Source organism: Polyangium sp. 6x1 (genome assembly GCF_029946515.1).
Lineage (GTDB): Bacteria > Myxococcota_A > Polyangia > Polyangiales > Polyangiaceae > Polyangium.
The window spans coordinates 380,310-393,890 of sequence record NZ_JARZHH010000002.1 but is presented as its reverse complement, the minus strand read 5'-3'; the positions used below and the strand labels follow the sequence as shown (position 1 = coordinate 393,890).

The window sequence follows — 13,581 nt, the reverse complement described above, 5'->3', positions numbered from 1 at the left end:
CCTCCCTCGGGCGCAAAAAAACAGCAGAACAACGAGCAAGTACCAGAGGCCGGCCGCCATAGTTGTCATGGACTTGTAAAACGTTGTCTCGGTTTGTCTCTGCTCGTCACGCACCTGCCCGAGCTCGCCGGCCCCCCGTGACAACTCCTGACGAACCTCGACACTTCGCGGACCACGCGAGACGCCTCCACGCACGCGGGTTACCTTCGGGAGGTGAACGACCGATCCGTGCAGACGACCCGCGCCGCGCTCGACGACCTGAAGACGCGGCACATCGCCTTCCTGAAAGCGCGGCTCACCTCGCCCGCAGCGCGCGCCGAGTGGCAGAAGACCGTGGCCGACGTGCTCGACGAGCTCCGGTTCGCGCCGCTCGGTCGACTCGTGGAGCCGAGCTCGCTCGCCTCCGCGCTCGACGCGGCGATCTCGAAGCAGACCGTGGACGGCTCGTTGCGCCCCGCGATCGAGCGGCTCGCGCGCGAGGCGCACGCGCATCTCGTGCAGGAGCGCGCGACGATCGGATCGTTCGTGCCGGAGCACGCGCAAAAAGGCCTCGCCGAGCTCTTCGCGCGGCCCGACGTGCTGCCGCCGAAGCTCGTGCGCGAGATCGCCGAGAGCGAGGCCGCGCGCGAGGTGATGCGCGAGGTGATGCACGACGCGCTGAAGCAGTTCTCCGAGCGCGTGAACCCGTTCGTCGCGGACTGGGGGCTGCCCTCGCTGATGAAGAAGCTCGGGCCGTTCGGCCTCGGCGGCGTGGGCAAGTCGATCGACGGGATGCGCGTGGATTTCGAGAAGCGGCTCGATCCGGAGATCCGGAAGTTCTTGCTCGGCTTCTCGCAGAAGGCCGTGAAAAACGCGGCGGAGTCGATCCTCGCGCGCGGGGGGGAACCGCCGTTCGTGGCGCTGCGGCAGCGGCTCGCGGGGTTTCTCCTGGAGCAACGGTTCGCCGAGGTGCTGCTCGACGTCGAGGCGACGAAACAAGGCGCGCGGATCGCCGTCGACGTGGCGGCGCACGTCGCGGCGAACAAGGAGCTCGCGGCGCGGCGGCGCGCGTTCGTGCTCGCGTGGGTGAAGGAGAACGAGGCGAAGCCGGTGTCCGAGGTGTTCGCGTCGTTCGGGCTACCGAACAAACTTCCGCGCGAGATCACCACGGCCCTCGCGGACGCGACGTTCCCCGCGCTGACGGCGACGATCTCGACGCCGGCCGCGCAAGCATGGCTCGCGTCGATCGTGAGCGAGTTTTACGACGGGCTCGTGGCTTCGGATGAGGTGGGGTAGGCCCTCCCCTCCCCCGTCGCTGCGGGAGAGGGGAGCCTGAGGCGGGGATTCAGGCCGCGCGGCGGCGGCGCGTCGCGAGGAGGAGGCCCGCGACGAGGGTGAGCGTGATGGGCAACGCGCCGCCTTGCGCAGGCGCGGTGCGGCAACCGCAACCGTCGGGGTTCTCGGGCGTCCCCGGGACGTTGTCCGTCGGCGGCTTGGGCTGGCACTGACCCGCCGTGTTCGACGTCGACGTGCACACCTGATTGTCGGGGCAGCCGTTGCCTTCCACGCCGCGGCAGCCGGCGACGCAGCGCTGCTCCTGGCAGATCAGGCCGCTCGTCGCGTTGCCGCAGTCCGCATCCGTCGTGCACTCGGCCTGCAGGACGTCGTCGCCCGGGAAGAGCGGGTTCGTCTCCTCCGGGTCGACCACGCCGTTCAGGTTCGTGTCCTCGGCGCCGTCGGCCTTCGACCCGCCGTCCGTGTCCGCGAGGAGCACGAACGTCTTCGTCTCGCCATTGTCCGCGTCCGCGATGCACTTCTGCGCGGCCGGGTCCGTTCCCTCGCCGTCGCACGAGCGGCCCGCCTCCGTGCCGTCGAAGAGCGCGTCGCCGTCGCTGTCGGCGTCCTTCAGGTTGATGCCGCCGTCGCCGTCGGTGTCGTCGCTCGGGTTCGGCTCGGCGCCGTCGGCGAGGCCGTCGTCGTCCGAGTCCGCGTCGTTCACGCCCGTGCCGAGCGCCTTCTCGAGACCGTCGCTCAGACCGTCGGCGTCGGCGTCGGCGACGTTCACGTCGTCGGCGCCGTCCTTCGGATCGAGCTCGCCCGCGTTGACCACGCCGTTCAGGTTGCTGTCCTCGGCGCCGTCGCTCACGCCACCGCCGTCGGTGTCGCGCGAGACGGGCGAGGTCTTCGTGCCGCCGAGATCGCCGTCGGCGCGGCAATGACCGGCCATCGCGTTCGTCGCCGGGTGCTGGCAGAACTTGCCCGCCTCGGTGCCGTCGAAGAGCGCGTCGTTGTCGCTGTCGACGTCGAGCACGTTGACGAGCCCGTCGCCGTCCGTGTCGTCGCTCGGGTTCGCCTCGTCGCCGTCGAGCAGGCCGTCGTCGTCCGTGTCGGCGTCCTTCTCGTTCGTGCCGAGCGTCTTCTCCAGCGCGTCGCCGAGGCCGTCGCCGTCGAAGTCCTTCGTCAGGTTGCCGTCGCCGGGGTTCTCGGGGTTGCCCTCGTTCGCGTCGACGACGCCGTTCAGGTTCGGGTCCTCCGAGCCGTCGCTCTTGCCGTCGTCGTCGCTGTCGGGGTTCAGCGGATCGGTGCCCGTCTGGCCGGAGTCGCCGTCGGCACGGCAGTGGCCGAACTGCTCCTCCGTGTCGGGGTCGTTGCAGGCCTTGCCGAGCTCGGTGCCGTCGAACAGGCCGTCGTTGTCGCTGTCGGGGTCGAGCGCGTTGATGAGCCCGTCGCCGTCCGAGTCCTCGTCCCAGCTCGGCTCCTCGTTGTCGCGCACGCCGTCGTCGTCGCTGTCGGCGTCGTTCGGATCCGTGCCGACCTGCTCTTCGAGGCCGTCGTGCAGGCCGTCGCCGTCCTGGTCGCCGCAGCCGTTGTCGACCGTGCCGTCACAGTCGTTGTCCTTGCTGTCGCCGCAGACCTCGAAGACCGGCGCGCCCGGCACCGCGTCGCAGGTGACGCCGCCCATGCCGTCGCAGACCTTCAAGCCGCCCGCCGTGCACTCGCCTTGGCCGTTCATGCAGGGCTCGCCGACGCCGAGGCCGTCGTCGGGCGTGCCGTTGCAGTCGTTGTCCGCGCCGTCGCACACCTCCGGCATGGGCTCGCTGGGAACGGCGTCGCAGGTCGTGGCGCCCGCGCCGTCGCAGATGACCTTGCCGGCCGCCTCGCACACGCCGTCGCCCACGATGCACGACGTCCCGAGGTTGAAGCCCTCGTCGGTCGTGCCGTCGCAGTCGTCGTCGATCGCGTTGCAGATCTCGGGGATGCTGCCCGGCGCGACGGTGGGCACGCACTCGAGCACGCCCGCGTTGCAGTTCCTCACCCCGGCGCTGCAGACCGGCGGCAGGTTCGTGGTGCAGGCCGTGCCGGACTCGGGGTTGTTGTCGTCGACCGTGCCGTTGCAATCATCGTCCTTGCCGTTGCAGAGCTCGGCGCTCGGCTCCTTCGCCACAGCCGTGCATTCGGTGGTTGCCCCAACGCACTGCTGAATGCCGGTACCGAGGCAGGCGCCGATGCCGGTCGAGCAGGGTGTGCCGAAGATGGGGCACTCGGGAACGGTCACCGTGAGGGTGCAGTAGTTCGCGAGGTTCTGCTGGTTCGTGTAGATGACCGCGAGGACGTGCGTGCCCTCTTCGCCCAGGCCCGGCTTCCAGGTGAGGTTCGTCGTGAAGGGGCTCGGCTTGGTCGTGCCGGGGACGGGGTTCAGCGTTCCGAACGACCCGATCGACGTCATCTTCAGGAACGAGTTCGACGTGCCCGTGAAGTTCGTGTTGAGCGTCTGGCCCATGTCGACGACGAAGTCGCCGCTGCCCGTACACGAGGGGATGGGGTTCTGTACGAGCTCGATAATGAAGTCGAGCGTGGTGCTGCTGATGTTGTTGTTGGCCGCGTTGTGGGACTCGAGGATGACCTGCGTCGCGTAGCGCGTGCCGGCGACGCCGCCGTTCGTGTTCCAGGTCAACGTGCAGCCGGGCGGGCTGCTGCTCGGCGCGAGGGTCGGCACGTTGCCGTTGAGCACGGGCGGATGCACCGAGTCCGGGTTCGTCATGCCGGTCTCGGCCTTCGTGGCGAAGCGGCATGAGACCGGCGTTCCATCGGGATCGACGGCGGGGATCTGGATCGTGCGGATCCCGTTCACCTGCATCTGGATCATCGCCGGGAGCACCGAGGCCGGATTGCCCGTGTTGCCGGTCGTGAGGTCGACCTTCGCCTCGATCCGGTAATTGTCCTGGGTGGGCTGGTTGCCCATGGGCTCGACACGGCAGCAGTCCGAGATGTAGGCCACGAACTGGCCGAACTGCGTGTACGTGTGGCTCACCGTGTAGCGATAGAACTGGTACTCGGCGCCGGACGCGTCGTAGCCCGAGCCGACGTACGTGCCCTGCGTGTTCGGATTGAATCCGCCATCGCCGAAGTTCAGCGTGCTCGACCCGATGAACGAGTCTTTGTGCCACGCCATCGTGACCTCGAAGCGCACCGAGCGCGGGGCCGAGACGGGGTCGGGAACGGTGTAAATGATGCTGGCGTAGCGAAAATGCGTCGCCTCGGCGCGCCCTGCGAACACAAAGACGCAAAGCGCCGCAAGGACGGCGAGGAAGCCCTTGAATTTCGACATCGGTCCTCCGGAGGGCACGAACGAGGCGGGGGCCTCGGCGTGGGCGCGCCGGCGGGAACGTGGGCGCGCCTCAACATCCCCTTGGTCGATCTTCCGACCAGGGGCGCCGAATGGTCGCCTTTCCCGCCGCGCCGCGCAAGCATGGCGCAAGGACACGCAGGCGTGTCCGTCGAGCCACGACGAACCCGCCGGCCCTTCGGATGTGGATCGCGCGAGGATCGAGGTGGAAGGAGGTCAGGAAAAGTGCGCGGCAGCTTCGACGGCGGCCTCGATGTGGCCGAAGCCGCGCGCAGGGCAAGCCGGGACCGCGGGGGCGAACGCCTCGACGTCGAGCAGGAGCTCCTGGCCCGCTTCTTCCGTCAGGAGCACGAGCGGCAGCCGGGGATACACCTTGCGCACCTCCTCGACCTCGGCGTGCGGATGATCCTTCGTCGCGAGCACGAGCACGTGCGGCCTGCGCGACGAGACCGCGCTCCGGGCCCCGTCCAGAGCGGAGCACGTCGACACGTCGTAATGATGCGCGGAGAGGAACGAGGCCAGATCCCCGGCGCTCGCGGGGTTCTCGTCGATGACCAGGACGCGGATCGCAGCTGCGTTATCCATGATGATTCGCCCCTAGCAAAAGACGCGCCCGTGGGCCCAAGAACCGGCGAACGCGCAGACTGCGGGTTCGGCGCGGCGTACCGGGTGGCGCGGTGCGATCGCGATTGCACATCACGTGCCGCGTCATTTCGCAGCAGCGATCGGGGCGAGCGTCAGCCGCCGAGATAGGCCGCGCGGACCTCTTCGTTCGCCGCGAGCTCCTTCGAGTCGCCGCTCATCGCGATCTCGCCGGTACGGAGCACGTACGCCCGCATGCTGTATTTCAGCGCCAGGCGCGTGTTCTGCTCGACGAGGAGGATGGTCGTGCCGGCCTGCGCGACGCGGGCGATCGCCTCGAAGATGTCCGCGACGAGCCGCGGCGCGATGCCGAGCGAGGGCTCGTCGAGCAGGAGCATGGAAGGCCTGGCCATCAGCGCGCGGCCAATCGCGAGCATCTGCTGCTCACCGCCCGAGAGCGTGCCGCCCTCCTGCTTCATGCGCTCGCCGAGGCGCGGGAAGAGGCGCACCACGTCCTCGAGCGTCTCGTCCATCGTCGCCTGCTTCTTGTGGTTCCAGGCGCCGATCTCCAGGTTCTCGCGCACCGTGAGGTTCGGGAAGATCGCGCGGCCCTCGGGGACGAGCGAGACGCCGAGGCTCACGATCTCCTCGGCCGGGACAGCCGCGAGGTCCTTGCCGTCGTAGACGACCTTGCCCGCGGCGATCGGCAAGAGCCGCACGATCGTCTTCAGCGTCGTCGTCTTGCCCGCGCCGTTGGCGCCGATCATCGCGACGATCTCGCCGCGGCGTACCTCCAGGCTCACGCCCTTCAGCGCCTTGATGCCGCCATACGAGACGGCGAGGTTCTCCACGACGAGCAGCGGCTTGCCCACCTCGGCCGTGGGGGCCTTTCGCGTCGGGTGCGCGGTCTTCACGTCGCGGCCTCCTCCTCGGCCGGGGCGGCGGACGCGGCCTCGTCCGGGGTCTCTTCGCCGAGGTACGCGGCGAGCACCTTGGGGTTCTTGCGGACCTCCTCGGGCGTGCCGTGGGCGATGGTCTCGCCGTGGTCGAGCACGTGGATCTCCTCGCACACGCCCATGACGACCTGCATGTTGTGCTCGACGAGGATGACCGTCAGATCGAAGCGATCGCGCAGCCAGCGGATCTGCTTCTTCAGGCCCTCGGCCTCGCCGTAGTTCATGCCCGCGGCCGGCTCGTCGAGCAGCAGGATCTTCGGTTCGAGCATCATCGCGCGGGCGATCTCGAGCCTGCGCTGGTTGCCGTACGAGAGCGAGGTCGAGGTCTCGTCGGCGAGCTTGTCGAGGTCGAAGATCGCGAGCAGCTCGATCGCGCGGCGCTGCATCTCGGCCTCGTCGCGGAAGAACGAAGGCGAGCGAAGCAGGGCCGAGAGGAGGCCCGAGCGACGGCGGTTCTCGCACGCCACGAGCACGTTCTCGAGAACGGTGAGCTGACCGAAGAGGCGGATGTTCTGGAAGGTGCGGGCGACGCCGCGACGCGCGATCTGCGCGGGCTTCAACAGCGAGAGCTCCTCGCCGGCGAAGCGAATCGAGCCACTGTCGGGCTTGTAGACGCCGGTCACGAGGTTGAAGACCGTCGTCTTGCCCGCGCCGTTCGGACCGATGAGGCCGAAGATCGAGCGCTCCGGCACCTTGAAGGTCACGCCTCCGACGGCGCGCAATCCGCCGAAGGTCTTCGTCACGCCCTGGAGATCGAGCGCGCTCACTTGTCCGCCTTCCCGGTGAACGGACCCGTCTCGTTCTCGGGGTTCGCCTCCACCTCGGTCCGCGCAGGCACGGGCTCGGGCGGAGCGTGGCTGACACGCTGGCGAGGCTTGCGCCGGAAGAGCTCGCGCTCGCCGAAGATGCCCTCGGGGCGCAGGATCATGAGGCCGATCAGCACCGAGGCGTAGACGACCATGCGCAGCGCGTTGAGGTCGAGCGCGGGGTAGGCCGCCTGGAGCGCCTGCACCGACTCGAAGCGCTGGAGCTGCTCGATCATCTTCACGGTGAACGTGACGAACACGCCGCCGACGATCGCGCCGGACACGCTGCCCGAGCCGCCGAGGATCACCATGGTGATCGCGTCGAACGAGTAGGCGAAGGTGAACTGATCGGGCTGGACGGTGGGGTTGCCGTTGCGCATCGACGCGAGCATCGCGCCCGCGATGCCGGCCCCGGTCGCCGCGATGACGAACGAGGTCACCTTGTACCGCGTCGGATCGACGCCCACGCTCGCCGTCGCGATCTCGTCCTCGCGCAGCGCACGGAGCGCGCGCCCCCAGCCCGAGAACTTGAGCCGCCACGCGATGATCACCGCGACCACGGCCGCGCCGAAGATCCAGAACGGGCCGGCATACTGAGGCACGCCGTTGCGATCGGGCCCGGCGTAGCCGTTCTGCCCGCCGAGGTAGGCGAGGAACTGCGCGACCGGCCCCTCGACGTCGCCGCCTGTCTGCGCCGTCGCGATGACCAGCCGGAAGATCTCGGCGAAGCCGAGCGTGACGATCGCGAGGTAGTCGCCGCGGAGCCGGAGGCTCGGCAGGCCCACGACGAACCCGAAGATCGCGGCCACCGCGCCCGCCGCGAGGATCGCCGCGGGCATGACGATGAACGAGTTCGAGAAGAGGATGTCGTCGGCGCCGAGCGCCTTGTGGATGTGGCCCGCGACGATCGCGGCCGTGTACGCGCCGATCCCGACGAAGCCGGCGTGGCCGATGGAGAACTGTCCCGCCATCCCGTTGATGACGTTCAGCGAGAGGGCCACGACGACGTTCACCAGGGCGAACAGCACGAGCTGCTGCAGAGCCGCGTCGGGCACGAGCGTGTCGAACGCGAACTCGAGCCCCACGACGGCGCCGAGGAGGGCCAGCGTGACCAGGATGCGGCGCAGGAGGGGGTTGGGCGACGTGGCTCGGCTCGACCGAGCGGCGTCTCCCAGCGTCGAGGGGGACATGGGCGGTGGAAAACTCGCGCGGCCGGCTCCCACGGTCAAGCAGGAGCGACGCGGGATCTTACTTCACTACCCGCAGGTAGGGCGGCAGCTCGCGGCGCGGCTTGCGACCCGGGCCCGGTGCGGGCGCCGCCTGCGGACGCGGAGACTCCGTCGCTTCCACGGTCTTCGGCTCTTCGGCGCTGCTCTCCGTCGTTTCCGCCGTCGCCGCCGCCGCCGCCGCTTCGCCCGACGAACCTTCCTTCGCGGCGGCCTCCTCGTCCGACTCGGTCCGCGCCGGGGCGGGCTCCTCGGCGAGCGGCTTCGGCTCGGGCTCCGGCGGCGCGTCCGAGACGGCGGCGAGCTTGGCGCGCGGCTTCTTCTGCGCGGGCTTCGGCGCGTCCTTCGCCTGCTGCGGCGGGGCCTGCATCTGCGCCACGACCTCGGGCGGGATGTCGGTCGGCCACATCATCCCCCGGCCGTCCTCGCCGACGAGCGCGTAGATCGCGTTCCAGGGCATGCGGCACCAGAAGGGAGCCCGATCGAACGAGAGCGTGCACGTGATGCCCTCGTCGTCGACCTTGAGGTCGGGGATCGGGACGAACATGTTCATCCCGATTTGCAGGACGAGCTGCGGCTTGTCGAGGAAGCGCTTCGGCACCGACACGCCCGAGCGTCGCGGGTCGAGGTGCACGAACATGCTGGGCCCCTCGAGCAGAGCGAGCGCGACCTCCTTCTTGGGCGGGAGCTTCTGGTGACCGTCGGACATCCTCTCTCCGATACCCTGTAAGCGCGCATCTCGCCAAGCCCGGAATGCGCGATCCGCACGCCGCGCGCGCCCGCTCGGAGGCCGGCGCGCGCTCGGCGAGACCAAGCAGCCTCAGGCGAGGCGCAGCACCTCGGCGTAGAGGGTCTCGTAGGCGGAGATCATCTTTCCGATCCCATAACGTTCCTCCACGAGCGCGCGGCCGGCGGCGCCCATGCGCGCGCGATCGGGTCGCGCCCACACGCTCCCGATCGCATCGGCGAGCGCGGCGGGCTCTCCGGCGGGGACGAGGAGGCCGGTCTCGCCATTGGTCACGATCTCGGGATTTCCGCCAACGCGCGTGGCGACGATCGGCAGGCCTGCGGCCGCGGCTTCGAGGAGCGTGAGGCTCGTGCCCTCGGTGCGCGACGCGAGCGCGAAGAGGTCGAAGCCGGGCAGGAGCGCGGCGACGTCGTCGCGGTGGCCGAGCAAGCTCACCGCGCCTTGCAGGCCGAACTTCTTCACCAGCTCTTCGAGCGAAGCGCGCTCGGCCCCGTCGCCGACGAGCGTGAGCCGCGCTCCGGGGTGACTCGTGCGCACGCGCGCAAACGCCTGGATCAGCGAGGCGTGGTCCTTCTCGGCCGAGAGGCGCGCCACGCAGCCCACGTGGAGCACGCCCGCGGGCACGCCGAGCGCATGCCTCGCGCGCGTGGCGTCACCGGGCTTGTAGGCGCGCGTGTCGACGCCGTTGCGGATCGTCACGAGCCGCCGCGCGCTGCCGCGCTCGATCGAGAGGGCCACGCGCCGCGCGTCGTCGCTCACGGCCACGATGCGGTCGGAGAGGGCCGAGGCCATGCGGTTCGCGAGCACGCGCCCGAGGTCGTCGGGGTAGTTGCGCCCGTGTTTCGTGTGGACCACGCGTGGACGCTTGCCCGTCACGCGCCGCGCGGCGAGGGCCGCGATCGCGCCGTGCACGTGCGGGCGTGGGTTGTGCGTGTGCACGAGGTCGATCCCTTCACGGCCGAACAGATCCGCGAGCTCGCCGATCACGGCCGGATCGAGCCCCTTGCCGCGCCGGAGGAGGCGCAGCGGCACATCCATCGGCGCGAGGCGTGGCGAGAGCTCGCCCGGCTCGTCGAGCGCGACCACCATGGGATCGAAGCGCGCGCGGTCGATGCCTTGCACGAGGTCGAGCACGACACGCTCGAGTCCGCCTGCTCGAAGGCCGAGCACGACGTGCGCGACGCGCGTGCGGGGCCTCGGCGTCGCGGCGCGTGACGCGGGTTTTTCCTCGTTCGGCTTCTTGATCGTCACGCTGCCGAGGTCGACGGGCACCTCGGAGACCGTGACCCGATGTTTGCCCGCGGCGGTGAGCGGGATGTCACGCACGAGCTCCACGGTGAGCGGCGCGTTCGCGCCGAGCACGAGCCGCAGGCGCTCGTCGACGAGCTTCGTCACCTCGGGCCCGTAGCTCGGCCCCGGCACGATGCGCAGCGTCACCGTGCGATCGGCGCGCTGGTGGACCTGGTAGCGCTCGACGGGCAAATCTTTGAACAGAAACGGAATCATCTCGCCGGCGACGATGCGGCTGTCCTCGCCGACGAGCAGGTCGAGCACGCGTCCCTCGACCGAGGCGAGCCGCGGCAGCCCTCGACCACACGCGCAGGCGCCGGCCTTGGCGATGGCCACGTCGTCGTTGCGGTAGCGGATGAACGGCATCGCGCGGTTGTAGAGGTCGGTGAGGATCACCTCGCCGGGCGCGCCCACGGGGACGGGGCGACCACCGCTACAGAGCTCGACGAAGACGCCCTCGGCGTGCACGTGCAGCCCCTCGTGCCGCTCGCACTCGGCGCCGATCAGCATCACCTCGCGGCAGCCGTACCGATCGAAAACGGGCGCGCCGAACGCGCGCTCGATGACCTCGCGCTGCGGCTCGAAGAGTTTTTCCGCCGAGGTGATGATGCCGCGCGGCCGAGGGATCGTGATGCCGTGCTCCAGCGCGGCGCGCGCGAGGAGGAAGAGCGGCGTCGTGTAACCAACGATGATGCGCGGCGCGTAGTCCACGATCTCGCGCACCGTCTCGGCGAGCCGATCGGAGCGCAAATGGAAGGTCGAGATGTACTTGCGCCGCCAGAGCATCTCCTGCACCGCGCGCTTCGCCGTGACGAATCCCTTCTTTTCGCTCGGCGCACGACCCCAGACGTGGAGCTCCTTCTCACCCATCTCCGCGCCGGCCCATCCGTCGGCGCGCAGCGCGGCCGCGACACGTCGTTCGTACGTCGGATGATCGTACGCGAAGCGCACCGGCACGCCGGTCGAGCCTCCGGTCGCGCTCTGATGGAGCGTCCCCACGTGCGTCTCGGCGACGAGCTCCTTGCTGTAGAGGCGCACGTCTTCCTTCGTGAGGATCGGGAACGCCGCGAGGTCCTCGGGCGCCTTCACCTGGCTAACGCGCACGCCGTGCTCCGCGAAGCGACGCCGGTAGAACGGCACGTTCTTCTCGGCGTGGCGGAGCGCTTCGAGGAGCCGCCGGAACGAGTCCTCGGCGACCTCTTCCGGCGTGCGCCACTGCGACTGTTCGAGCTCGGAGAGCGCCCGCAGCGTGTCGCGCTTCCGGAGGTGGGTCTCGTACAGCGGGAAAAGCACCGACTGGAACAGGCTCGCGTACATCGCAGCGAGCGTCCCCTCGGAGGGGCCCGTGTCAAGCGCGCGGCCGTGCTGGATCCAGCGGGAAATCGGCCTCGATCACGCCCCGGGCGACTTGCGTGCGTCCGGGTCTTCCGCGGCGCGCGGCGCGTCCGTCCGGACCTCGGGTCCGAGGATCGCGACGAGCACGCCGGCGAGGATGATGGCCGCGCCGAGCAGCTCCATGCCCGTGGGTTTGGCGCCGAGGAACACCGCGCCGATCACGAGCCCGCCGAGCGTCTCGCCCGGCGACACGAGCGCCACGATCGCAGGCGGGAGCGTGCGCGCCGCGGCCTGCACCGAGGTGTGCCCGATGAGCGTGGGGACGACGGCGATCGCCGCGAGGGCCACGAACGACGTCGCGGGCAAGCTCGTCACGCCGTCGAGCGCGCCGAGCGGCGGCAACACGATGAAGGTCACGATCGCGGCGACGCCGTAGATCAAGGAGCCCGCGTGCCGCGCGGGCAAGGCGTCCTTGATGGCGCGCGCGGCCGCCACGTAGAGCCCGTAGAGCGAGACCGCGCCGAGCACGAAGAGATCGCCCGTGAGCTTGTGTTCGCCCGTGCCTGCCGCGCGCCCGATCACCACGGCGCCCGCGGTCGCGAGGAGCACGCCGACCTGCTCGCGGCGCGTCGGTCGCACGCCGTGCACGAGGAACGCGAAGACGACCACGCTGAGCGGCTCGAGCGAGACGAGCGAGACGGCCGCCGGCAGCGAGGTCGCGAAGAGCCCGACCTGAAAGAGCGCGAAGTGCGCGCCGAGCATCGCCCCGCACGCGAGGATGCGGAGGCGCACCCCGGAAGGCAGCGCGCGCGCGTGGCGCACGACGCCCGCCGGATCGAACGCGAAGAGCAGGAGCGACGCGAGAAACACGCGTCCGAACGCGAGGAACAGCGGGTGCGCGGGCTTCGCCACCACGGCCATCGGCGCGCTCACGGCGAAGGACAAACTCGCGATCGTGATGAACAGCGCCGCGCGACCGCGGCCCTCGAGCTTCTCGCTCACAGGCTGATCTCGCCGGCCCACGACGCGGCGAACGCCGCGCGCGCCGCGGAGGCGCGACCCCCGGTCTCGTCCGCCGCGCGACCGAGCACGATCATGAGCTTCGTCAGCGCGGCCTCCGTCGTCATGTCCCCGGCGCCGATCGCCCCTGCCCGCGCGGCCGCGACGCCGCCGTGGTACCGCGTCAGATCCACCGCGCCGCGCGTCGACTGGCTCACGATCACCACGGGCACGTCCGCGGCGCGCGCCGCTTCGAGCACGGGCACGAGCGAGTTCTCCAGCCGCGGCACGTTCCCCGCGCCGAACGCCTCGATCACCATGCCGCGCACGCCCGCCGCGAGCGCGCCGTGCAAGAGCCGCGGATCGAGCCCCGGGAACGTGCGCACCGCGAGCACGTGAGGCTCGAGCCGGCCGTCGAACGAGGCCCGAGGTCGCGGCGCGAGCACGTGCCCCGCGAGGTTCACGCCGAGGCCGAGCTCCGCGAGCGGCGGACACGCGGGCGAACCGAAGGCCTTCATCCCCCACGCGTCGAGCTTCGTCGCGCGACAGCCGCGCAGCAGCTCCGAGTGGAACGCGATGCCGACCTCCGGGATCCGCGTGGTCGCCAGATGGCAGGCGTCGACGAGGTTCGTCCGCGCGTCGCTGCGCACGTCGGCGAGCGGCTTCTGCGCGCCCGTCAGGATCACGGGACGATCGAGCCCGGGCAGGAGGAACGCGAGCGCGCTCGCGGTGTAGGCCATCGTGTCCGTGCCGTGCACGATCACGAAGCCGTCGTAGCGATCGAGCGAGGCGTGAACGGTCTCGGCGAGCTCGACCCAGTGGTGAGGTTGGAAGTCGGCCGAGTCGAGGTTGTAGAGGATCTTCGTCTCGATCTCGGCGAGCTTGCGAAGGACGGGCAGCTCCGCGACGAGGTCGCGTGTGTACACGTCGGGTTCGAGCGGCGTCGGATCGCCGCCGCGCATCATGAGCGTCCCCCCCGTGTGGATCAGCAAGAGCCGCACGGGCGCGAGACTAGCAAAGGTTCGGCGATTGG

General features: G+C 70.2%; 10 protein-coding genes. 1 reads left to right on the top strand and 9 read right to left on the bottom strand.

All coding sequences use genetic code 11. The annotated features are described in order from the left end of the window. Positions 1-213 precede the first annotated feature (213 nt). Positions 214-1,275 (top strand): hypothetical protein, encoded by a 1,062-nt coding sequence (locus QHF85_RS04480; RefSeq protein WP_281325786.1) that lies wholly within the window; start codon positions 214-216, stop codon positions 1,273-1,275. Positions 1,276-1,324: 49 nt separating this feature from the next. On the opposite strand, the gene QHF85_RS04475 is transcribed toward QHF85_RS04480, so the two are convergent. The 9 genes from QHF85_RS04475 to QHF85_RS04435 all read right to left on the bottom strand — a co-directional run bounded on the left by QHF85_RS04475 (position 1,325) and on the right by QHF85_RS04435 (position 13,549). Beyond that, positions 1,325-4,588: a MopE-related protein gene (locus QHF85_RS04475; protein WP_281325785.1), complete on the bottom strand. Its 3,264-nt coding sequence runs from the start codon at positions 4,586-4,588 to the stop codon at positions 1,325-1,327. Positions 4,589-4,822: 234 nt separating this feature from the next. Further along, complete coding sequence (locus QHF85_RS04470; protein ID WP_281325784.1) at positions 4,823-5,191, bottom strand: response regulator; 369 nt, start codon at positions 5,189-5,191, stop codon at positions 4,823-4,825. A 152-nt stretch (positions 5,192-5,343) separates the two neighbouring features. Beyond that, positions 5,344-6,102, bottom strand: a complete 759-nt coding sequence (locus tag QHF85_RS04465) for an ABC transporter ATP-binding protein (RefSeq protein WP_281325783.1) — start codon at positions 6,100-6,102, stop codon at positions 5,344-5,346. After that, positions 6,099-6,911 carry an ABC transporter ATP-binding protein gene (locus tag QHF85_RS04460; protein WP_281325782.1) on the bottom strand — a complete coding sequence of 271 codons (813 nt, stop codon included), beginning with the start codon at positions 6,909-6,911 and terminating at the stop codon, positions 6,099-6,101. Before QHF85_RS04460 ends, QHF85_RS04465 begins: the two co-directional genes overlap by 4 nt. Beyond that, positions 6,908-8,140, bottom strand: coding sequence for a branched-chain amino acid ABC transporter permease (locus QHF85_RS04455; protein ID WP_281325781.1), 1,233 nt, complete (start codon positions 8,138-8,140; stop codon positions 6,908-6,910). The genes QHF85_RS04460 and QHF85_RS04455 overlap by 4 nt, the downstream gene beginning before the upstream one ends. Before the next feature lie 58 nt (positions 8,141-8,198). After that, complete coding sequence (locus tag QHF85_RS04450) at positions 8,199-8,885, bottom strand: ClpXP protease specificity-enhancing factor SspB (RefSeq protein ID WP_281325780.1); 687 nt, start codon at positions 8,883-8,885, stop codon at positions 8,199-8,201. A gap of 111 nt (positions 8,886-8,996) precedes the next feature. Continuing rightward, positions 8,997-11,531, bottom strand: a complete 2,535-nt coding sequence (locus tag QHF85_RS04445) for a glycosyltransferase (protein WP_281325779.1) — start codon at positions 11,529-11,531, stop codon at positions 8,997-8,999. Positions 11,532-11,606: 75 nt separating this feature from the next. Beyond that, the gene (locus QHF85_RS04440; protein ID WP_281325778.1) at positions 11,607-12,551 is read right to left on the bottom strand and encodes a DMT family transporter; all 945 of its coding nucleotides are present in this window, start codon (positions 12,549-12,551) and stop codon (positions 11,607-11,609) included. Continuing rightward, positions 12,548-13,549: an asparaginase gene (locus QHF85_RS04435; protein WP_281325777.1), complete on the bottom strand. Its 1,002-nt coding sequence runs from the start codon at positions 13,547-13,549 to the stop codon at positions 12,548-12,550. The genes QHF85_RS04440 and QHF85_RS04435 overlap by 4 nt, the downstream gene beginning before the upstream one ends. Between the last annotated feature and the right edge of the window lie 32 nt (positions 13,550-13,581).